This is a genomic window from Brevibacterium sp. GP-SGM9, from assembly GCF_047300845.1.
Classification (GTDB): domain Bacteria; phylum Actinomycetota; class Actinomycetes; order Actinomycetales; family Brevibacteriaceae; genus Brevibacterium.
On sequence record NZ_CP178563.1, the window covers coordinates 174,934 to 196,413 of the forward strand.

Annotated in this window: 15 protein-coding genes; 11 read left to right on the top strand and 4 right to left on the bottom strand. The window is 66.3% G+C overall.

Features of this window, described 5'->3' with window-relative positions; all coding sequences use genetic code 11:
* Positions 1–66 precede the first annotated feature (66 nt).
* The 3 genes from leuA (at position 67) to ACH82I_RS00730 (ending at position 3,500) form a co-directional block, all read left to right on the top strand.
* Entirely contained in the window at positions 67–1,833 is a 1,767-nt protein-coding gene (gene leuA, locus ACH82I_RS00720) for a 2-isopropylmalate synthase (RefSeq protein WP_413334829.1), read from the top strand.
* A 165-nt stretch (positions 1,834–1,998) separates the two neighbouring features.
* Positions 1,999–2,727 carry a DNA repair protein RecO gene (recO, locus tag ACH82I_RS00725; RefSeq protein ID WP_413334831.1) on the top strand — a complete coding sequence of 243 codons (729 nt, stop codon included), beginning with the start codon at positions 1,999–2,001 and terminating at the stop codon, positions 2,725–2,727.
* Entirely contained in the window at positions 2,724–3,500 is a 777-nt protein-coding gene (locus tag ACH82I_RS00730) for an isoprenyl transferase (protein WP_413334833.1), read from the top strand. Before recO ends, ACH82I_RS00730 begins: the two co-directional genes overlap by 4 nt.
* A 295-nt stretch (positions 3,501–3,795) precedes the next feature.
* On the opposite strand, the gene ACH82I_RS00735 is transcribed toward ACH82I_RS00730, so the two are convergent.
* The gene (locus tag ACH82I_RS00735; RefSeq protein ID WP_413334835.1) at positions 3,796–5,607 is read right to left on the bottom strand and encodes a DEAD/DEAH box helicase; all 1,812 of its coding nucleotides are present in this window, start codon (positions 5,605–5,607) and stop codon (positions 3,796–3,798) included.
* A gap of 346 nt (positions 5,608–5,953) precedes the next feature.
* On the opposite strand from ACH82I_RS00735, the gene ACH82I_RS00740 reads away from it, so the two are divergent.
* Positions 5,954–7,339: a glycine--tRNA ligase gene (locus ACH82I_RS00740; protein ID WP_413336788.1), complete on the top strand. Its 1,386-nt coding sequence runs from the start codon at positions 5,954–5,956 to the stop codon at positions 7,337–7,339.
* Positions 7,340–7,459: 120 nt separating this feature from the next.
* Positions 7,460–8,953: a YibE/F family protein gene (locus ACH82I_RS00745; protein WP_413334837.1), complete on the top strand. Its 1,494-nt coding sequence runs from the start codon at positions 7,460–7,462 to the stop codon at positions 8,951–8,953.
* Between the two features lie 370 nt (positions 8,954–9,323).
* On the opposite strand, the gene ACH82I_RS00750 is transcribed toward ACH82I_RS00745, so the two are convergent.
* Both ACH82I_RS00750 and ACH82I_RS00755 read right to left on the bottom strand, forming a co-directional pair.
* Complete coding sequence (locus ACH82I_RS00750; RefSeq protein WP_230744220.1) at positions 9,324–10,715, bottom strand: aspartate aminotransferase family protein; 1,392 nt, start codon at positions 10,713–10,715, stop codon at positions 9,324–9,326.
* Entirely contained in the window at positions 10,712–11,197 is a 486-nt protein-coding gene (locus ACH82I_RS00755; RefSeq protein ID WP_230744219.1) for an Lrp/AsnC family transcriptional regulator, read from the bottom strand. Before ACH82I_RS00755 ends, ACH82I_RS00750 begins: the two co-directional genes overlap by 4 nt.
* A 193-nt stretch (positions 11,198–11,390) precedes the next feature.
* On the opposite strand from ACH82I_RS00755, the gene ACH82I_RS00760 reads away from it, so the two are divergent.
* The gene (locus tag ACH82I_RS00760; RefSeq protein WP_230744218.1) at positions 11,391–12,719 is read left to right on the top strand and encodes a M24 family metallopeptidase; all 1,329 of its coding nucleotides are present in this window, start codon (positions 11,391–11,393) and stop codon (positions 12,717–12,719) included.
* Here the strand turns inward: ACH82I_RS00760 and ACH82I_RS00765 are convergent.
* Positions 12,716–14,104, bottom strand: a complete 1,389-nt coding sequence (locus ACH82I_RS00765) for an L-lactate permease (RefSeq protein ID WP_413334839.1) — start codon at positions 14,102–14,104, stop codon at positions 12,716–12,718. The genes ACH82I_RS00760 and ACH82I_RS00765 overlap by 4 nt on opposite strands.
* Positions 14,105–14,165: 61 nt before the next feature.
* Here ACH82I_RS00765 and ACH82I_RS00770 point away from each other — a divergent pair, with 61 nt between their 5' ends.
* The 5 genes from ACH82I_RS00770 to dnaG all read left to right on the top strand — a co-directional run bounded on the left by ACH82I_RS00770 (position 14,166) and on the right by dnaG (position 21,478).
* A complete protein-coding gene (locus tag ACH82I_RS00770; RefSeq protein ID WP_413334841.1) occupies positions 14,166–14,714 on the top strand; it encodes a helix-turn-helix domain-containing protein in 549 nt (182 codons plus the stop codon).
* 276 nt (positions 14,715–14,990) lie between these two features.
* On the top strand, positions 14,991–16,709 hold the full coding sequence (locus tag ACH82I_RS00775) for an ATP-binding cassette domain-containing protein (RefSeq protein WP_413334843.1): 1,719 nt from the start codon (positions 14,991–14,993) through the stop codon (positions 16,707–16,709).
* A gap of 18 nt (positions 16,710–16,727) precedes the next feature.
* Entirely contained in the window at positions 16,728–17,918 is a 1,191-nt protein-coding gene (dusB, locus tag ACH82I_RS00780; RefSeq protein WP_230744214.1) for a tRNA dihydrouridine synthase DusB, read from the top strand.
* Between the two features lie 2 nt (positions 17,919–17,920).
* Entirely contained in the window at positions 17,921–19,228 is a 1,308-nt protein-coding gene (locus tag ACH82I_RS00785) for a deoxyguanosinetriphosphate triphosphohydrolase (protein WP_413334845.1), read from the top strand.
* Positions 19,229–19,231: 3 nt separating this feature from the next.
* Entirely contained in the window at positions 19,232–21,478 is a 2,247-nt protein-coding gene (gene dnaG / locus ACH82I_RS00790) for a DNA primase (RefSeq protein WP_413334847.1), read from the top strand.
* Positions 21,479–21,480 lie beyond the last annotated feature (2 nt).

The following is a 21,480-nucleotide window of genomic DNA, read 5'->3' on the forward strand; positions in this document are numbered from 1 at the left end:
GGACAGCACACTCGTCGCGGAGTCTTCTATGCTGTGAAAGCGTACGAACATAGAGATTGAGGAACAATGAAACTGCAGAAGCCGTCCCCGATGCCGTTCGATAAGTACAAGTCCTTCCAGGATCGCATCGCCCTCGATATGCGCGACCGCACCTGGCCCGATCAGCTCATCCGCAAGGCCCCCCGCTGGCTGAGCACGGATCTGCGCGACGGCAACCAGGCGCTCATCGACCCGATGACTCCGGACCGCAAACGCAAGATGTTCGACCTCCTCGTCAAGCTCGGCTTCAAAGAGATCGAGGTCGGATTCCCCGCCGCCAGCCAGGTCGACTTCGACTTCGTCCGCGAGATCATCGAACAGGACGCGATCCCCGACGATGTCAGGATCTCCGTGCTCACCCAGGCCCGCGAGGACCTCATCGAACGCACCGTCGAATCCCTCGTCGGGGCCAAGATGCCCACCGTGCACCTCTACAACGCGACCGCGCCGGTCTTCCGCAAGGTCGTCTTCGGCTTCGACGGCGACGGCTTCGATCAGACCCGCGAGATCGCCACCCGCGGCACCCAGGCAGTGATGAAGCATGCCGAGTCGCTGCTCGGCGACGCCGACTTCGGCTACCAGTACTCACCGGAGATCTTCGTCGACACCGAACCCGAGTTCGCCCTCGACATCGTCGGCTCCGTCCTCGACATGTGGCAGCCGGCCTCCGGTCGCGAGACCGTGGTCAACCTGCCCGCCACCGTGGAGCGGGGCACCCCGAACACCTACGCTGACCAGATCGAATGGTTCTGCCGGAACATGCCCTACCGCGACGAGGTGGCCGTGTCCCTGCACCCGCACAACGACCGGGGCACCGGTGTCGCCGCCGCGGAGCTGGGCATCATGGCCGGCGCCGACCGGATCGAAGGCTGCCTGTTCGGCAACGGTGAACGCACCGGCAACCTCGACCTGGTCACCGTGGCACTCAACCTCTACACCCAGGGCGTCGACCCCGAACTCGACTTCTCCGACATCGACGAAGTCATCCACACCGTGACCGAATGCAACCAGATCGGTGTCCACGAACGCCACCCCTACGGCGGCGACCTCGTCTTCACCTCGTTCTCCGGTTCGCACCAGGACGCGATCAACAAGGCCTTCGCCGATCGGGAGAAGAAGGCGAACGCCCAGGGCACGCCCGTTGACCTGATGGAATGGGACATGCCCTACCTGCCGGTCGACCCGAAGGACCTGGGCCGTTCCTACGAGGCGATCATCCGTGTGAACTCCCAGTCGGGCAAGGGCGGTGTCACCTACCTGCTCAAGAGCGAGTACGGTCTCGATTTGCCGCGTCGGATGCAGGTCGAATTCTCCCGTGCCGTGCAGATGCACACCGAGGGCGGGGGCGAGGTCAACGCCGAGGAGATCCGCAAGATCTTCAACTACGAGTACCTGCCCAGCGATGATGAGGACAACACCTGGGGCCGGTTCCAGATCGTGGGCCTGCGCACCGATTCGGGCACGGTCGATGACTCCGGCTCGGCCGAACGCGTCGAGGTCGATCTCATCGTCGACGGTCAGGAGCGCAGCTACGAAGGCCACGGCAAGGGACCGATCGATGCGCTGGTGAAGATCCTCGTCGAGAACTTCGACGTCGACATCCGACTCCAGGACTACACCGAGCACGCGATCGGCTCAGGTGCCGACACGATGGCCGCGGCCTATGTCGAACTCGCCGTCGAAGACCGCGTGGTGTGGGGAGCGGGCCTGCACCCGAACATCACGAAAGCCTCGCTCAAGGCCGTGATCTCCGCGGTCAACCGCGCCGCCCGCGATCGGGACCCCGACCGCTGATCCAGTCTCGCTGACCGACGCTCGCTGACGTTGCTCGCTGACCTCGCTGTGCGCCCCCGGGAACCGGGCGAGCACGGCGAGGTCAGTTCGCGTGTGGGGCAATCTCACACGGGTGAGCGCGTGCGGCACCGTCGAATCCACACGGCACTCTGCGATAATGGCCGGGTGCACAACTACCGTGATGAAGGCATCGTGCTCCAGGGGCACAAGCTCGGCGAGGCCGACCGCATCGTCACCGTGCTCACCCGCAGCCACGGTCTCATCCGCGCCGTCGCGAAGGGCATCCGCCGCACGAAGTCACGATTCGGCTCCCGCCTCGAACCCTTCATGCTCGTCGACCTGCAGTGCCACGTCGGCCGCAGCCTCGACATCGTCACCCAGGTCGAACTCGTCGAACCCTTCGCCGCCGGACTCGGAGCAGATTACGATGCCTATTCGGCCGCCTCGGTGATGGCCGAGACCGCCGCCCGCATCACCGAAGTCGAGACCCACACTCGGACCCATTTCCTCCTCCTCGTCTCCGCGATCCGTTCCCTGTGCAAAGGCGAACACCCGCCGAGGCTGTCCCTCGACGCGTATCTGCTGCGGGCGATGTCCGTGGCCGGGTGGGCGCCGAGTCTGCTCGACTGTGCCCAGTGCGGTCGGCCCGGTCCGCACCGCGCCTTCTCGGCATCCCTCGGCGGAGCTGTCTGCACGAACTGCCGTCCCTCGGGTGCGGCACTGCCCGACACCGATGCTCTCGAACACATGGCCGCTCTGCTCTCAGGTGACTGGGAGAGCGCGGAAGCCACCGACCTGCACGACCAGATGGACGGCTCCAAGCTCGTCTCCGACTGGGTGTCGTGGCACCTCGAGCGCAACATCCGATCGTTGAGAGTCCTGGAGAGCACATGAGCTACCCCGCACCACCGGCACACCCCAGCGGAGCCCGGGCACCGCGCATCGACAAGAAGTTCGTGCCCGATCATGTGGCCATCGTCATGGACGGCAACGGCCGCTGGGCGAATCAGCGGGGACTGCCGCGCACCGAGGGGCACAAGGCCGGCGAGGCCTCACTGCTCGATGTCATCCACGGGGCCATCGAGATCGGCGTCGACTACCTCTCCGCCTATGCGTTCTCCACCGAGAACTGGAAGCGCTCACCCGAAGAGGTGCGCTTCCTCATGGGGTTCAACCGCGACGTCATCCGGCGCCGCCGCGATGAGCTCAACGAACTCGGAGTCCGCATCGTGTGGGCAGGACGCCCCGGCAGACTGTGGCGGTCGGTCATCTCCGAACTCGAGACCGCAGCCGAGATGACCAAGCACAACACCGGCCTGGTCCTCCAGTTCTGCGTCAACTACGGGGGCCGGTCAGAGATCATCGACGCGATCAATGAGATCACCGCCGAGGTGGCTGCGGGCCGGCTCAAGCCCGGCAAAGTGAGCGAGAAGACCGTGCGATCGCGTCTCTACGCACCCGAAGTCCCCGACGTCGACCTGTTCCTGCGGTCATCGGGGGAGCAGCGGACCTCGAACTTCCTGCTCTGGCAGTCGGCCTATGCGGAGATGGTCTTCCAGGACGTGCTCTGGCCCGATGTCGACCGCCGCACCCTGTGGGCGGCCATCGAGGAGTACGCCCGCCGCGACCGCCGCTTCGGCGGTGCCGTGGACACCCCCACCGCCTGAGCGATCGGCTCGCCGCCGACGACAACGGCCCCGATACACAGCGACGGCCCCAACACACAGCGGCAGCAACACACGGCGGCAGCAACACACGGCGACGGCCCCAACACACGGCAACAGCAACCCCGGCATGGCTACACGGTAACCCCGGCATGCCGAAAGAAACCTGGCACAGCAACGGCCTCGCAGCGCGATGCTGCGGGGCCGTTGATCTCGTGCCGGAACCAAAGCTCAGGGAGCGGTCCTCAGACCGGAACCCGAGCTCAAGTTCAGGCCCGAGGGGAGTCCTGCGTGGGACTCAGTAGCGGTCGCGGGGACGGTCGCTGCCGCCGCGTCCGCCGCCGAACTTCTTGCCGCCTCGGCGATCACCGCGGAAGTTGCGGTCATCACCGGGCTGCTTGTCGAAGTTGCGCTTCTTGAACGGACGACCCGGACGACCCGAATCCGGACGGATGTCGATGGGCCGACCCTGGATCTCGGTGTGTGAGAGCTTGCGCAGCACGGAGGGATCGAGGTCCTTGGGCAGATCGACCAGGGTGTGGTTCGACCGGATGTCGATATGGCCGATCTGCTTCGAGGTGATTCCGCCCTCGTTCGCGATGGCACCGACGACGGCACCGGGCTGCAGGCGCTCATTGCGTCCCACGGCCAGACGGTAGGTGGTCATGTTCTCATCGCGCTGACGAGGTCCGCGCTCCTTGCGGCCGCCATCACGTCCGCCGTCGCGGTCGCGTACCGGCTTGCCGCGAGCAGGCTCGGGCATCGGTTCGGCCTTGAGGGAGTTCGACTCGAGGACCAGCGAAGCCAGGGCCGCGGCGACGGTCGCTGCAGGAACGTCGCGGGAGAGCTCGTAGCCTTCGATGACCGCGGAGAGCTCGGTCAGATCGGTCGTGGCGAGCACATCGTCGATGCGCTTGGTGAACTTCTCCACACGGGTGTTCGTCAGCTGTTCGACGCTGGGCATGGTCAGCGGTTCGACCTTCTGCTTCGTCGCCCGCTCGATGGAGCCGAGCAGACGCTGCTCGCGCGGGGTGACGAAGAGAATCGCCTCGCCCGAGCGTCCGGCGCGGCCGGTCCGGCCGATGCGGTGGACGTAGGACTCGGTGTCGTGCGGAATGTCGTAGTTGACGACCAGTGAGATGCGCTCGACGTCGAGGCCGCGGGCGGCGACATCGGTGGCGACGAGGATGTCGATCTTGCCTTCGCGGAGCATGTCGATCGTGCGCTCACGGGCCTGCTGGGGGATGTCGCCGTTGATCGCCGAGGCCTTGAACCCGCGAGCACGCAGCTTCTCCGCCAGCTCTTCGGTCGCCTGCTTGGTGCGCACGAACATGATGATGCCCTCGTACTCCTCGACTTCGAGGATGCGGGTCAGGGCGTCGAGCTTGTGGGAGTGCTGGACCATGAAGTAGCGCTGGCGGATGTTCGCGCCGGTCTGCGACTTCGATGCGACGCGGACCTCTTCGGGATTGTTGAGGTACTTGCCGGTCAGGCGGTGGATCGAGGTCGGCATGGTCGCGGAGAAGAGCGCCACCTGACGCGAATCGCCGGACTGGCTGAAGATCTCCTCGATGTCCTCGGCGAAGCCCATCTTGAGCATCTCGTCGGCCTCATCGAGGATGAGGTGCTGGAGGCTGCCGAGCTTGAGGGAGCCCTTCTTGAGGTGGTCGATGACGCGACCGGGGGTACCGACGACGACCTGGGCTCCGCGCTTGAGTCCGGCCAGCTGCGGGCCGTAGGACTGTCCGCCGTAGATGGGGAGGACGGAGAAGTCGTCGAGGTTCGTCGCATAGGAGGTGAACGCCTCGGCGACCTGGATCGCGAGCTCACGGGTCGGGGTGAGCACGAGGGCGAAGGGGCCGTCGTTGGCACGACCCGCCTCGGCGAGGTGGGACAGGGCCGGCAGCGCGAACGCTGCGGTCTTGCCGGTACCGGTCTGGGCCAGGCCGATGACGTCGCGGCCATCGGTCAGTGCCGGGATGGTCGCCGCCTGGATCGGCGTCGGGGTCTCGTAGCCCTGAGCCTCGACGGCCTTGAGGACGAGCGGGTGCAGGTTCAGCTCGGAGAATTTCGGTGTGGTCGGTTCGTCGGTCGTGGACACATCGGTCATGAGTTTTCTCTCTCACGTCGGCACACACTTGATCGCAGATGACTGTAGTGGCGATCTACCCTGCGGCCGCTTGTGCAATCATCGTGAGCAATCCGGGCCGAAACCGTAGAGATCCAAGTTCTGACTTGGACAGACGCTGTAAACCGTCATTACGGAGAAAGGTTTGGGTGTGATTCGATTCTACATGCTCGACTCGCGCCGAGGTGGTTCCGGGCCCTCGGGGAAGGTGTGAGTTCCGTCGCCTCCCGACAACAGCGGCGAGGTCCCGTCCGGGTGCGGATAACCGATAGGCTTGTCGTGCGAGCCACGGCAGCCGGCCGTCGGCGAACTACCCCAAGGAGAGAACATCGTGGCACAGTCCAAGTTGGATGCCGTCATCGCGTTGGCCAAGCGCAGAGGATTCGTCTTCCAGGCCGGAGAGATCTACGGCGGGTCCAGGTCGGCATGGGACTACGGTCCGTTGGGGGTCGAACTCAAGGACAACATCAAGGCCCAGTGGTGGCAGAACTTCGTCCGCGGCCGCGAGGACGTCGTCGGCCTCGACTCCTCGATCATCCTGCCCAAGCGGGTGTGGGAGGCTTCCGGTCACGTCGAGACTTTCGTCGATCCGCTCGTCGAATGCCTCAACTGCCACAAGCGCCACCGCGAGGACCACCTCGTCGAGGCCTATGAGGCGAAGAACAAGAAGGCCCCTGAGAACGGCATGGGCGACATCGTCTGCCCCGACTGCGGCACCCGCGGACAGTGGACCGAACCGCAGGAGTTCTCCGGTCTGGTCAAGACCTTCCTCGGCCCCGTCGACTCCGAATCCGGACTGCACTACCTGCGTCCGGAGACCGCGCAGGGCATCTTCGTCAACTTCAACAATGTGCTTACCGCAGCCCGGAAGAAGCCGCCGTTCGGCATCGGCCAGATCGGCAAGGCCTTCCGCAACGAGATCACCCCGGGCAACTTCATCTTCCGCACGCGCGAGTTCGAGCAGATGGAGATCGAGTACTTCGTCCACCCGGACGAGGCCGACGACTACTACCGCCAGTGGGTCGAAGCCTGCTGGGACTGGTTCGTCGACCTCGGCATCTCCGAGGACAACGTGCGCCGCCTCGACGTGCCCGAAGCCGACCGTGCCCACTACTCCTCGGGCACCATCGACGTCGAATACCGGTTCGGCTTCCAGGGCTCCGAATGGGGCGAGCTGATGGGCGTGGCCAACCGCACCGACTACGATCTGGGCACCCACACCGAGGTGTCGGGGGCGAAGCTGCAGTACTTCGATCAGGCCAGCGGCGACCGCTACACCCCGTACGTCATCGAACCCTCCTTCGGCCTCACCCGGTCGATGATGGCCTTCCTCATCGACGCCTACACCGAGGACGAGGCACCGAATACCAAGGGCGGAGTGGACAAGCGCATCGTGCTCAAGCTCGATCCGCGTCTGGCCCCGGTCAAGGCCGCCGTGCTGCCCCTGAGCCGGAACGAGAAGCTCTCTCCGCAGGCCAAGGAGCTCGCCGCCCGGCTGCGCAAGCGCTGGAACATCGACTTCGACGACGCGGGTGCGATCGGTCGTCGTTACCGCCGACAGGACGAGGTCGGCACCCCGCTGTGCATCACCTTCGACTTCGACTCCCTCGAGGACTCCGCGGTCACCATCCGCAAACGTGATGACATGAGCCAGGAGCGCGTCAGCCTCGACCAGGTGGAGGCCTACCTGGCCGAGCACCTCGGCGGAGCCTGAACTTCCCACTGCTACCCGAGGGCGGCCCAGCCACCTGGCGCCAGGTTGCTGGGCCGCCCTCGGGTAGCACCAACATCGGTCGACGTCTCAGCTCGATCAGCCACTGATTGAAGGTCCGCCATGCATATGACGCTCCACCGCGAACCTCGGGCCTCTGCCCGGGTTCGCCTGATCATGATCGTGTGCCTGGTCCCTCTGGTCCTGACCACGATCGTCGGGCTGTTCCTGCTGTGGCCGGACGGGCCGGACAAGGACCTGCCAGGCGGGGGACCGACGACGAACTCGGCCGAGGGCGTCTCCGACACCGAGGCGAGAGTCACCGCGGTGGACGCCTCGGACTGCGGTCCCGGTGAGACGGATCCGATGCTCCAGGCCGACTGCATGACCTACCAGGCCGAAGCCGACGGCCACGAGGGAAGCCTGTACGTGACCCCCGATGCGATCAAGTCCGGGATCGGCGTCGGCGACGTGGTCAAGGTCCTCGACTTCACCGAGTCTCCGGACCGCGCCGAGACCGGTACGGACTTCGTCTTCATCGACTACGACCGCGATGTGCCGATCCTCGCTCTGGCGATCATCTACGGAGTCGTCGTCCTCGTCGTCGCCGGTTTCCGGGGCTTGAGAGCGCTGGTCGGCCTCGGCTTCGCCGGAGTCGTGCTGCTGGTGTTCATGCTTCCCGCGATCCTCGACGGCAAACCCCCGGTGCTCGTGGCCATGATCTCGGCGAGTGCGATCATGCTCATCGCCCTCTATCTCGCGCACGGAATCTCGACGCGGACGACGACGGCTCTGTTCGGCACGGTGCTCGGCATCATCCTCACCGGCATCCTCGGGGCCTGGATGACCTCGTGGGCGAGCCTGGGCATCGCCTACACCGAGGACGGGTTCCTGCTCGCGGACACCACGGATCTGTCTATGACCGATCTCATCGTCTGCGCGATCCTCGTCACCGGCCTCGGCGTGCTCAACGATGTGACGATCACCCAGGCCTCGGCGGTGTGGGAGCTGGCGACAGTGGCCCCGAACCTCAAGCCCGGGCAGCTCTTCGCCCGCGCGATGCGGATCGGCCGCGACCATATCGCCTCGACCGTGTACACGATCACCTTCGCCTATGTCGGATCGGCGCTGACGACGCTCATCATCGTCTCCGCCTATGATCAGTCGTTCTTCGAGACGCTGACGCTGGGGGAGATGTCGATCGAGGTCGTGAGCATCCTCGTGTGCTCGATCGGCCTGGTCGTCGCGATCCCGCTGACCACCGGCCTCGGCGTGCTCGTGGTGCGCTCGGGCCTGCGCCCGCCACGTGAACCTCTGCCCGAAGACGAGCTCGCGGCCGTCGGCGTCGGCGGAGCCGTGATGACCGCGACGACTGCCGACGCCGAGGCGGTTCCGCCGTCCAGAGAGCACGCGGACTCGGAGTCGTTCCAAGTGCCATCAGCGTCATCGCCGGCAGCAAGGGCCAGCGCCAGCACCGAGGCGGTCCCGCCAACTGCGGAGCGGGTGGGCCGGCAATCGTCACCTCCATCAACGTCATCCTCGGCGCGATCGACGTCGGAGGAGCCACCTCTGACCAGACGGGAGCTGCGCCGGCGCGAGCGCGATTCGGATCGCTGAGTGCGGCTACGCACCACCCCGTCACGAGTCATACTTGCGGCCGTGCCGATGCGTGGAGCTCACGCAGCCGCGCGCTGGTACCAGGTCGCGTGCGCCAGCTTGCCAGAAGTCCCAGTGACGTGAACTAGTCCATGACAGTGGGTCTTCTGGCAAGCTGCGAGGCGCGGACAAGCTGCCGGGTGCGGAGAAGCTGCCAGGCGCGGACGCTGCGAGGACGCACACGCCCGCCAGCGCGGACGCGAAACGGCCCCGACTCCTCCCAGTGGAGGAATCGGGGCCGTCGAAGCCGCACTCGGCAGCGCAGCGTGAGTCCGTACCCGTACCGTGAGCCCGGAGCGGACTCAGCCATGCTGAGCCGAGCAGCGCCGGATCAGAACATCGTCCAGGCCTCGGTGAGGACGCTGCGGATGATCTGCTCCATCTCGTCGAACTCGGCCTGACCCACGGTCAGCGGGGGCGAGAGCTGGATGACCGGGTCTCCGCGGTCGTCGGCGCGGCAGTACAGGCCGTTCTCGTACATCTTCGCCGAGACGAAGTTCTTGAGGATCCGCTCCGACTCCTCCTCGGTGAAGGACTCCTTGGTGTCGCGATCCTTGACGAGCTCGATGCCGTAGAAGAATCCCTCACCGCGGACGTCGCCGACGATCGGCAGATCCTTGAGCTTCTCGAGCGTGAACTTGAACGCCGCAGCATTCTCATGCACGTGATCGTTGAGCTTCTCGGACTCGAACACGTCGAAGTTCGCCATCGCTGCGGCACAGGCGACGGGGTGCCCGCCGAAGGTGTAGCCGTGGTAGAAGGTCTCTTCGCCGCCGGGGCCGAAGGGCTCGAACAGACGATCCGAGGCGACCATCGCACCCAACGGGGCATAACCGGAGGTGATGCCCTTGGCCGAGGTGATGATGTCGGGGACGTAGCCGAAGTCGTTGCAGGCGTACATGTCGCCGATGCGACCATAGGCGCAGATCGTCTCGTCCGAGACCAGGAGCACGTCGTACTCGTCGCAGATCTCGCGGACGCGGTCGAAGTATCCCGGAGGCGGCGGGAAGCAGCCACCGGAGTTCTGCACCGGCTCGAGGAAAACGGCGGCAACCGAATCGGCACCCTCGAATTCGATGGCTTCGCCGATGCGATCGGCGGCCCAGCGGCCGAAGGCCTTCTCATCGTGGGCGTAGGGCTCGGGCGAACGGTAGAAGTTCGTGTTCGGGACCTTCATGGCACCGGGCACCAGCGGAGCGAACTGCTCGCGCAGACCGGGCAGGGACGTCACGGACAGTGCCCCGTGCGGAGTGCCGTGGTAGGCGGTCGCACGCGAGATGATCTTGTGCTTGCCCGGCTTGCCGGTGAGCTTGAAGTAGTTCTTCGCCAGCTTCATCGCCGACTCCACGGAGTCGCCGCCGCCGGAGGTGAGGAAGACGCGGTTGAGATCGCCCGGCGCGAAGCTGGCCAGGCGTTCGGAGACCTCGATGGCCTGCGGGTGGGCGAAGGACCACAGCGGCATGAACGGCAGCTTCAGGGTCTGGTCGTACATCGCCTTGGCGATCTCCTCACGACCGTGACCCACCTGGACCGTGAACAGTCCGGCAAGGCCGTCGAGGTACTTCTTGCCCTTGTCGTCGAAGATGTGGTGGCCTTCGCCGCGAACGATGACCGGCGCCTCTCCACCATTGAACAGTGACTGGTGCGGAGCCATATGCATCCACACGTTGTTGCGGATGGCATCCTGATAAGGAGTGCCAGCCCTCGTGACATTGTCTGTCATCGTGTCCCCCAATTGTATTTCTGCTTTTCCAGTGAGAGGTACATGAAGAGCTCCGTGTCCACGACGGCGTCGATGGAGCGGAGTTCCTCGTTGACGAATTCGATCAGGTGTCGATCCGATTCGCATACGATCTCGACGAGGATGTCGAACGACCCAGCGGTGACGACGAGATAGTCGATCTCGTCGTAGCCGTGGAGCCTGTCGGCGACCTTCGAGATATCGCCGCGCACCTTCAGGCCGACCATGGCCTGTCGGGCGAAGCCCAAGCTCAGCGGATCGGTGACGGCGACGATCTCCATCACACCGGAATCGATGAGCCTGGAGACCCGCTGTCGCACGGCGGCTTCGGAGAGCCCGACGGACTTGCCGATGGCGGAGTATGACCTGCGTCCGTCATGCTGGAGTTCGACGATGATCGCCTTGGATTTCTCGTCGAGGTTGCCCAGTCGGGAACTGCCTCCGTTCGGCGCCGATTGCGCCATCTTTCACCTCCGTGATTTGGGTCTCAACCCAATCTAACATGGAATTCGTCGGAATGCGCACCTCGTCATGCGGATTCAGTCGAATCGTAAAATGTTTGATTCCGGATTCGTCAGAATTTCGCGATCTCACACTCGACAACACGCGTAGCCGCAGTGATTGACACGATGTGATCGCGATCACCACACTGAAGGTATGAATGAGGGTGAGCTGTTCTACGCGCCAGAAGACAATCGGCCCGATGTCCACGGCATGCGCCCCGGAGCCGAACAGGGCACGGCGGGACAGGAAGTCAGAGCGCGCGTCCAGCCCACCCCGGGCGAGGTCGACACGATCGGCGCCGCCGACCTCGCGTTCTCCCCGGAGGAGTACCTGGGGCGAATCGCCTCGGTGCGCAATCGCATGGTCGACCAGGGGCTCTCGGCCCTGATCGTCACCGACCCCGCCAACATCTACTATTTGACCGGCTACAACGCCTGGTCGTTCTACACCCCGCAACTCCTCTTCGTGCCCGCCTCGGGACCGATGACGCTGTTCACCCGCGATATGGACGCCCGCGGTGCCACCCACACCTCCTGGCTGCCGCCCGAGGACATCGTCGGCTACCCCGAACGCTACGTCCACCGCCCTCATATCCATCCCTTCGACTGGGTCGCCTTCGCGCTGCGCCAACGCTGGGAGGTCGCCCGGGCGTCGACATCACCGGTGGGAGTCGAGATGGACTCCCACTTCTTCTCCCCGCGCGCCTTCCGGGCGCTCGTCAACGGCGTTCCGGAGTGGCGGCTGGTCGACTCCTTCGAACTCGTCAACTGGATCCGAGCCATCAAATCACCCGCCGAGGTGGCCCTCATGCGCAAGGCCGCGACCGTGACCACGGCGGCCATGGATGCGGCCCTGGGTGCGGTCGGCGTCGGTGTCGGGCAGAACGAGGTCGCCTCGGCGATCTCTGCCGCGCAGGCCAAGGGCGGGGGAGGCGTGACCGGCGACTACCCGGCGATCGTGCCGCTGATGCCCACCGGTGAGAGTGCTGACACCCCGCATCTGAGCTGGACGGAGCGGAAGTTCCTCGCCGACGAGGCGGTGAGCATCGAGCTCGCCGGCGTCCACCGCCGCTACCACGTTCCGCTGGCCAGGACCGCGGTCACCGGCACCCCGAAGCAGGAGCTGATCCGGTTGGAGGGTGTGGTCGCCGAGGCGCTGGCCGCGGTGCTCGAGGTCGCCGCACCCGAGGTGCCGACGGCCGAGCTGGCCCGTACCTGGAATCGCGTGCTCGCCCTGTCGGGTCTCGAGAAGCCCAGCCGCCTCGGCTATTCGATCGGCATCGGCTACCCGCCCGACTGGGGCGAGCGGACGATCTCGATCCGGACGGAGGACGACCAGTACCTCGAGGCCGGCATGGCCTTCCACCTCATCTGCGGCATGTGGATGAACGGCTACGGCTACGAGCTCTCCGAGTCGATCCTCATCACCGACACCGGCTGCGACACCTTCACCGGCTTCCCGCGCGAGATCATCCGCGTCTAGACCGCGAACTGGATCCACAGGCCGAGGGCGAGGGCGTTGAGTGCGGACACGGTCAGTGCCCGACCCTGCACCCAGGTGACGTCATTCGCCGAGGTGGGGGCCGAGGAATCGGCCATCTGCACGGCCATCGCCACGCGTGGGGGCGCGGCCAGAGCGGCCAGCGAACCGGCCGCATTGCCCGCGGCGATGACCGGCATCGAGGACACATGGGACGAGGTGGCGACGGCGTCGAGGGTGCCCGTGAACATCGAGTTCGCCCCGGTGTTCGATCCTGTGAGCACGGCCCCGGCTGCCGTCAGCCACGGAGTCAGCAGCACGAGGCCCGCGGGCAGCAGCGAGCCGATCGCCTCGCTCATGCCCGAGGTCGTCATCAGCCAGCCCATGAACATGAACGCCGCCGTCCCTGCGCCGATGGGCAGCCAGGAGCGGGAGGCCGAGGTGGCCACGCTGCGCCGTGCGGGGACGCGGAAGGCCGCGATCACACACGCCATCGCCAGCCAGAACGGGGGAGAGGCGAGGATCTGCGTGAGCAGGTTGGGCACGGCGGAGTGCAGCGCGCGGGCCAGGAGCAGGCCGATCGTCAGGGTTGCGTAGGGCAGGACGGCGAGTCCGAGGCTGCGGGTCAGACTCGATCGGCGGGCGCGGAGGATGAAGAGGGTGCCGAGTGCGACGATGACGATGAGCGAGCCGATGATCCCGGCCGGAGCCATGCCGACGACGTAGCTCGCACCCAGGATGCCGACCCACATCAGGCCGGCGGACGCGATGACACCGAGCGCAGAGACCAGACCGGGGCGCATGATGAGCAGCACCGAGATGGTGACGATGACGACGGGGATCGCATTGAGCCAGGCGGTGGCCAGTCCCAGCTCATCGACGTCCAGGTTCGCCAGCGCCGCCGCGACCGTGGTACCCGGACCGAGGGCTCCCCAGGGCACGGCGATCAGCCCAAGGAGGCCGAGGATCGCCGACTGGCGCAGCGAGCAGCCGAGATGACGCAGCACCGGGACGCCGATCGTGACCCCGATGCCGAAGCCGGTGACGGATTCGGCGAAGGGCACGATGCCGAAGACCACGAGAGCCACGCCGAAGGAGCGGCTGGGAGCCAGCGATTCAACCCAGGTTGAGATCTCCGTCATCGATCCGGCCGCCTCGAGGAGCCGGGCCAGGGTCATGCCGAAGAGGAGGATCAGTGCGACCTCGAGGATGAGCGGGAAGTAGTCAGCACCGGCCTCCACCAGCGCCGAGGCGGGGGTGGGGTAGAAGACTGCGAGCACGATTCCGGCAGCGACGGCTCCGGCGAGGGCCGCGATCCACGAACTCTGCTTGAGCAGCAGCAGGACGATGGCCAGGAGGATGGGAATGAGAGCCGACAGCGCCGCCATGATCGTCAATCTCCTTTGGTGGAAGTAGATCTACTATCCAAGAATATACTATGATGTGACGATGGCGAAGACAGAGGATCTCGGGGCGCGGGTGTTCGGTGCGCGGATCAGGGCCCGCCGCAAGTACAACGACCTCACTCTCAACGAACTCGCGATCCGGGCCGGCCTCTCACGGGCGGCCCTGTCCAAGATCGAACGCGGTGAACAGGACACCTCGGTGTCCAACGCGATGGGACTCTCGCGTGCCCTCGGCGTCGACGTGGGGGAGCTGCTGGCCGCCCCCGAGGTGGTCATCACCCGCAGCGACGCGATCACCTCGAACACCTCCTACGGTACGGGCACCTGGCGACGTGACCTCCCGGCGCCGCAGGAGAACATGGAGGTCGTCCACTACAAGCTCGACCCGCACAGCGCGACCGCGTCGTTCGCCGCCCACCGCAGCGGCTCCCGCGAGACCTTCTTCGTCCTGGCCGGCAGCATCGAGATCGTCACCATCGACCGCCGCACCACTCTGCATGCTGGGGACTGCGCGCAGGCACCGGGCGATGTGCCCCACCAGCTGTCGAACCCCGGCGATCGGCCCGCCGAGCTCATGCTCGTCATCGTCTGAGGCCACGTGTCATCGTCAGAGACCGTGCGTCGTGGTCTGAGGCCACGCGCCATCGTCAGAGACCGTGCGTCGACGAACCCGACGAGGCGGGCCTCTTGTGTGGGCGACCGGGCCTGTACTTGCCTGCGGCCTTGACGTGCCTTGTCAGCCTCGGGCATCCTTGAGCTGACCCATTCCCGGCGAAGGACCTCCTCGACGTGAAGTAACTTCTCATTTCCGTGAACTGCGGGTGCTGCGGACCCGCGACGCAACTCTGCGCACGAAATGAGGACACTCATGCCTTCTGCCATCTCCATCTCCGGACTCGGATACCGCCTCGGCGACGATACCGAGGTCCTTGGCGGTCTCACCGCCACCATTCCCACCGGCCTCGTCGGTCTCGTCGGCGACAACGGGGCGGGAAAGTCCACTCTCGCCAGGCTGATCGTCGGAGAACTCCGGGCGACGACCGGGACCATCAGCGGCGCGAGCGGTGCCGTCTACATCGATCAGCTCCTCCCACACGCGAAGGACACCGTCGCCGAAGCGCTCGGCATAGCCTCCGTGAGAACTGCCCTGGCGACAGCACTGGCCGGGACCGCCGAGACCCGCGAGTTCGAGATCATCGGCGATGACTGGGACATCGAGGAACGTGCACTGAGCGCCCTGGCAGATGTCGATCTCGCGCTCACGGCCGCCGAACTCGACCGGCGACTCTCGACGTTCTCGGGCGGTCAGGCCATGCGCGTGGGACTCGCCCGGGCCGCTATGGCCGAAACGAACTGGCTGATCCTCGATGAGCCCAGCAACAACCTCGACGGTTCCGGGCGCGCCATGCTCGTGAGCCTGCTGCGGTCCCGCAGAGGTCCCACGTTGGTCATCTCCCATGATCGGGATCTGCTCGAATCGGTCGACTCGATCGTCGAGATGACGGATCGGCTGCGCGTCTACGGCGGCAACTTCGACGATTACGTGTCGATGGTCGCCGCCGAGGAGGAGGCGAAGCGACAAGACGTCGTCGATGCGAAGAAGTCACTGGCCATCGAGAAACGACAGCGGATCGAACTCGAGACGAAGCTCGCCCGCGCCGACCGCAAGGCCGCGAAGGACAAGGAGAACAAGCGCCGACCGAAGATCGCGATGAACGGACTGACGAACTTCGCGGAGAAGTCAGCGGCGAAGCGACGCGGTGACAAGGCCGCCGACGAGGCGAAGGCGAGCTCCGAGTTCGATGCCGCCAAGGACGCGCTCCGGCGCGACGCCCAGATCCGCCTGGACCTGCCCGAGACGGTCGTGCATTCGGCCAAACTTGTCCTCGAGATCACCTCGGCGGTGCTCGAACGTCCGCGACTACTCGTCGGACCCGAACGGGTGCGGCTGACCGGTCCCAACGGTGCCGGCAAGTCGACGCTGCTCGCCGCGCTCCTCGACCGGCGGGAGACCGGCGCGCCGGTCCGGGAGCTCTTCGGGGACCTGGAGATCCGCACGCAGGTGCCCGTCGCCCACCTCGACCAGCAGTACCGGCTGCCCGGGGACCTGAGCGTCATGGATGCGGTCCGTGCGGGCAATCCGGGACTCGATCCGCATCGGGTCCACGAGGTGATGGCGGCGATGGGCCTGCGCGCCGGCCGGACCTCGCAGCTGTGCTCGACGCTCTCGGGCGGAGAGCGGTTCCGTGTGGCGTTGGCCGGGAGTCTGCTTCAGGACCCTGCCCCGCAGCTGCTCGTCCTCGACGAGCCCGGCAACAACCTCGACCTGTCCTCGCTCACCGCGCTGGTCACCGCGCTCGAGGGATTCGGCGGGGCGATGATCGTCGTCACCCACGACGATCGCCTCGCCGAGGATCTGGGCCTGGAAGTCGAATGGGACGTGCGGGAATTTCTGCGCGTCGAGGCGGTTGATGATGACGGAGGAGACGATGCGGGAGTGCGGAGACGCGGGTACGACGATGGGCGAGGAGGCGGCGATGGAGGCCTTGACGATCATGCCGAGAGGGGCGCAGATGTCGGATTTTGACGGCTTTGGGATAATGTCATGGTGAGTGTCATCAGTGCCAACCCAGAAACCGTGTCCCCGACCGCCGCAGCGCCCCTGCGCATCGGTCCCATCGAGCTGTCCTCGCCGGTCGTGCTCGCTCCGATGGCGGGGATCACGAACACCGCCTTCCGCAGGCTCTGCCGCGAGTACGGTGCCGGTCTCTACGTGACCGAGATGGTGACATCCCGGGCGCTCGTCGAGCGGAGCCCCAAGAGCATGCGCATCATCGCCCACGAACCCTACGAGACCCCACGCTCGGTCCAGCTCTACGGCGTCGACCCGGTGACTATCGGCCAAGCGGTGCGGATGCTCGTCGAGGAGGATCGGGCCGATCACATCGACCTCAACTTCGGCTGCCCCGTGCCCAAGGTCACCCGCAAGGGCGGTGGCTCGGCGCTGCCCTGGAAGCAGGACCTGTTCACCGCCATCGTCACCACCGCCGTGAACGAGGCCTCCCGCGGCGGGATCCCGGTGACGGTGAAGATGCGCAAAGGCATCGACGCCGACCACCACACCTATCTCGACGCCGGCGAGACGGCCCGCAACGCGGGTGTGGCCGCGGTGGCCCTGCACGGGCGCACGACCGCTGACCTCTACTCCGGAAAAGCCGACTGGGACGCGATCGCCCGGCTCAAGGACCACCTCGGCGACACCGTTCCGGTGCTGGGCAACGGCGACATCTTCGCCGCGGAGGACGCGCTGGAGATGATGAGCCGCACCGGCTGCGACGGTGTCGTCATCGGCCGCGGCTGCCAGGGTCGCCCCTGGCTCTTCGGTGACCTCGCCAATGCACTCAGCGGCAGCGGAGAACGCTACCGTCCCGGCCTCGCCGAGGTGGCCCAGGCGGTCTACAAGCACGGTCAGTACCTCGTCGACTACTACGGCGACGAATTCTACGGCGTGCGCGACCTGCGCAAACACATCGCCTGGTACTTCAAGGGCTACCCCGTCGGGGGAGATCTGCGCAGCCAGCTGGCGATGGTCTCCTCCCTCGAGGAGCTCGCCGGTCTGCTCGATCAGCTCGACACGACCGCGGAGTACCCGGGAGAGGCCGCCGAGGGTTCGCGGGGTCGCACGACCCGTCCGAAGCGTCCGCATCTGCCCGAGGGGTGGCTCGATTCGCGCGTCTTCGACGCCAGCGGGAAGTCGCTGCTGTCCGAGGCCGAACTCGACATCTCGGGAGGATGACCATGTCCTTCGACGTTCACCCGCAGGCCTCGGTGCGCACGGGTGCCGTGGCCGTCTATTCGGCTCGGGACGAGGAACGGTGGGTGAGCGAGCCGGCGAAGAATCCGCGCCGATCAGCCTTCCAACGTGACCGTGCCCGGGTGCTGCACTCGGCCGGCCTGCGCCGCCTCGGCGCGAAGACCCAGGTGGTGTCCCCGGGAACGGACGATTTCGTCCGCACCCGGCTCACGCATTCCCTCGAGGTCGCCCAGGTCGGCCGCGAGCTCGCCCGTTACCTCGGCTGCGATCCCGATATCGTCGACACCGCCTGCCTCAGCCACGACCTCGGACACCCGCCCTTCGGCCATCACGGGGAGACCATCCTCGATGCCCTGTGCGCCGACATCGGCGGCTTCGAAGGCAACGCCCAGACCCTGCGTCTGGTGACCAGGATCGAACCGAAGGTCATCGCCGCCGACGGGCGCCCCGCCGGTCTCAACCTCACCCGGGCCAGCCTCGACGCGTTGACGAAGTACCCCTGGTCGCGCAGCGAAGCCTCGACCGGACGACGCGATTCGGGAGTCCGGAAATTCGGTGTCTACGACGACGACACGGCGGTGTTCGACTTCTACCGGGCGGGCATCGCCAACGGCAGGAAGTGCCTCGAGGCGCAGGTCATGGACCTCGCCGACGACATCTCCTATTCGGTCCACGACGTCGAGGACGCCGTCGTCGCCGGCCACCTGCACCTGAGTGAGTTCACCGCGGATGCCCGTCGGGCCGAGCTCTTCGACATCACCCGCACGTGGTACCTGCCCGAGACGAGCGATGCGGAGATGGACAAAGCGCTCTCCCGCCTGCAGGCGGCCGCCTATTGGCCGGCGGAGACCTTCGACGGCTCCCGTCGGGTGCAGGCGAGCCTCAAGCACATGACCAGTCAGCTCATCGGCCGGTTCATCGGTGCCGCCGAGGCGGCCACTCGTGAGGAGTACGGCTGGGAGCCGCTGGCGAGGTACTCGGCGTCCCTCGTCGTGCCCGAGCAGACCGGAATCGAGATCGCGGTGCTCAAAGGCATGGCGACGCTGACCGTGATGGTCGCCGAGGACCGACTGCGCCTCCATGACATCCAGTCCGCCGTGATCACCGAGCTCTCGCAGTGGTACGCGGAGAAGCCTGGCCGCATGGACCCGATGTTCGCCGCCGACCATGCCGAAGCCGCCGATGACGCCGCCAGGCTGCGGGTCATCGTCGATCAGATCGCCTCTCTGACCGACCATTCCGCGTGGGCGCTCTACCATCGGCTCAAGGCCGGCGAGGGAGATCGACTCTAGACCATGGCCGGACTGATCAAGCGCGAGGACATCGACGAACTCCGCTCGCGCACCCGCATCGACGAGGTCATCGGCGATTTCGTCACGCTCAAGACCGCCGGAATCGGTTCCCTCAAGGGGCTGTGCCCCTTCCACGACGAGAAGACGCCCTCGTTCACCGTCCGACCCCAGGTGGGAATGTACCACTGCTTCGGGTGCGGGGAGTCCGGCGACGTCTTCACCTTCCTGCAGAAGGTCGAACAGCTCAGCTTCGTCGAGGCGGTCGAGACCCTGGCCGGCAAGATCGGCATGCACCTGCGCTACGAAGACGGCAAAGGCCCGGACCGGGAACAGGCGAGCAGAAGGCAGCGGCTGCTCGAGATGCACGAGGTGGCCGAACGCTTCTTCGCCGAATCCCTCGAATCCGAGGCCGGCACGATCGGCCGGGACTTCCTCTCCGGACGCGGATTCCCACCGGCCTCGAGCAGGCAGTTCGGCCTCGGCTTCGCACCGAAGTCCTGGGACGCCCTGACAAGTCACCTCGGCCGTGCCGGATTCAGCGAGGAGGAGATCCTCGCCGGTGGGCTGGCCAGCCAGGGCAGCCGGGGGAGCTACGACCGCTTCCGCGGCCGAGTCGTGTGGCCGATCAAGGACATGACCTCGCGGACCATCGGCTTCGGCGCGCGTCGCCTCTTCGATGACGACCAGGGCCCGAAGTACCTGAATACGCCGGAGACCGCGCTCTATCACAAGAACCAGGTCCTCTACGGACTCGATCTGGCGAAGAAGGAGATCGCGAAGACGAAGCGCGTGGTCATCGTCGAGGGCTACACCGATGTCATGGCCGCGCACCTGGCAGGCGTCGGCCAGGCCGTGGCGACGTGCGGCACTGCCTTCGGGGCCGAGCATGTCAAGATCGTGCGTCGCCTCCTCGGTGATGATCCCACCGGGCAGGTGATCTTCACCTTCGACGGCGACGAGGCGGGGCAGAAGGCCGCGCTCAAGGCCTTCGAATTCGACAGCGAATTCACCGCCCAGACCTTCGTGGCCGTCGAACCCGATGGGCTCGACCCCTGCGATCTGCGGATGGAGAAGGGCGATGCGGCGCTGCGTGAGCTCGTCGACAACTGCAAACCGCTGTTCGAGTTCGTCATCACCACGGCGATCTCCCGTTTCGACCTCGATACCGTCGAGGGCCGGATCGCCGCGGTGAAGACCACCGCCGAGACGCTGACCGACATCCGCGACCGCAACAGCCTGCCCCATTACTACCGCTTCGTCGCGGGCCGCATCGGCGTCGACATCGCCGAGGTGGAGGCTGCTGTGAAGACCGCGCGCAAGCAGCCGAAGCGCAGCCAGGGCGGGCCCGCCCGTGAACCCGGGCCGGCACATTCCGCCGAACCGCCGGGGCGCGCAGCGCAGGGTCCGCAGCCCGGCCAGGCCCCGCCGAGCCAAGCTCCTCCCGGCCAAGCTCCTGCCCGGCAGACTCCGGACGGGCGAACTCCTGACGGGCAGACTCCTAGCCACCAGGCTCCCGACCGACCGGGGCCGCGAGGGCCGCAGGGAACGCCACCGGGACAGGACTCTTTCGGACGCGCTCCGCAGGGCGGGCAACAGGGACGGCCATCCGCCGGGCACGGAACAACCGGAGACCCTGCAGGGGACCGCGGCCGAGGCCTCGGTCGGTCACAGCAGGTGGGCGCACCTGGCTCCCCGGCCGGGGAAGGAGTGGGATCCGGCGAGGATCGCTCGCTCGAGTACGTCTATGAGGAGCGCCCCGACGTCTCCAACCTCTCGGCACCCATCAGCCCTGCCCGGCTGAAGACCGAGAAGGGTGTGCTCATGGTGGCACTCCAACACCCGGAACTCGTCAACGCGAAGCTCTTCGACTCGCTGTCGGCGAAGGCCTTCGAACACCCCGGGTATCGGCGGATCCAGGAGACGCTCAAACGCGCGGGTGGCCTGAAGACCGCCGGAACGGGCACAACCAGGTGGGCAGAGAGGGTCCTCGAGGTCAGCGACGACGATCTCAAGCCCTACGTCACCCAGCTGCTCGTCACTCCACTGCCGCTGGCCGAGGACACCGGCGCCGATCGCTTCGCCCGCGGGATCGTCGCCAGACTCTTCGACTATGACCTCGAGCGCATCGCTAAGGAGCTCCATTCCCGACTGCAGCGGCAGGACACCACCGACACCGAGGCGCAGTCGACTCTGCTCGGTCAGCTGCAGATCCTCGAACAGCATCGAGCGAGGCTGAAGATGGTCATGTGAGC

What these genes read in the sequence shown, in the direction of transcription:
- ACH82I_RS00770 (WP_413334841.1), top strand. Translation starts at nt 14,166, where the DNA reads ATGGCGAAGACAGAGGATCTCGGGGCGCGGGTGTTCGGTGCGCGGATC.
- leuA (WP_413334829.1), top strand. Translation starts at nt 67, where the DNA reads ATGAAACTGCAGAAGCCGTCCCCGATGCCGTTCGATAAGTACAAGTCC.
- ACH82I_RS00775 (WP_413334843.1), top strand. Translation starts at nt 14,991, where the DNA reads ATGCCTTCTGCCATCTCCATCTCCGGACTCGGATACCGCCTCGGCGAC.
- ACH82I_RS00760 (WP_230744218.1), top strand. Translation starts at nt 11,391, where the DNA reads ATGAATGAGGGTGAGCTGTTCTACGCGCCAGAAGACAATCGGCCCGAT.
- ACH82I_RS00730 (WP_413334833.1), top strand. Translation starts at nt 2,724, where the DNA reads ATGAGCTACCCCGCACCACCGGCACACCCCAGCGGAGCCCGGGCACCG.
- ACH82I_RS00750 (WP_230744220.1), bottom strand. Translation starts at nt 10,715, where the DNA reads ATGACAGACAATGTCACGAGGGCTGGCACTCCTTATCAGGATGCCATC.
- ACH82I_RS00765 (WP_413334839.1), bottom strand. Translation starts at nt 14,104, where the DNA reads ATGGCGGCGCTGTCGGCTCTCATTCCCATCCTCCTGGCCATCGTCCTG.
- ACH82I_RS00745 (WP_413334837.1), top strand. Translation starts at nt 7,460, where the DNA reads ATGCATATGACGCTCCACCGCGAACCTCGGGCCTCTGCCCGGGTTCGC.
- ACH82I_RS00755 (WP_230744219.1), bottom strand. Translation starts at nt 11,197, where the DNA reads ATGGCGCAATCGGCGCCGAACGGAGGCAGTTCCCGACTGGGCAACCTC.
- ACH82I_RS00785 (WP_413334845.1), top strand. Translation starts at nt 17,921, where the DNA reads ATGTCCTTCGACGTTCACCCGCAGGCCTCGGTGCGCACGGGTGCCGTG.
- ACH82I_RS00735 (WP_413334835.1), bottom strand. Translation starts at nt 5,607, where the DNA reads ATGACCGATGTGTCCACGACCGACGAACCGACCACACCGAAATTCTCC.
- dnaG (WP_413334847.1), top strand. Translation starts at nt 19,232, where the DNA reads ATGGCCGGACTGATCAAGCGCGAGGACATCGACGAACTCCGCTCGCGC.
- dusB (WP_230744214.1), top strand. Translation starts at nt 16,728, where the DNA reads ATGGTGAGTGTCATCAGTGCCAACCCAGAAACCGTGTCCCCGACCGCC.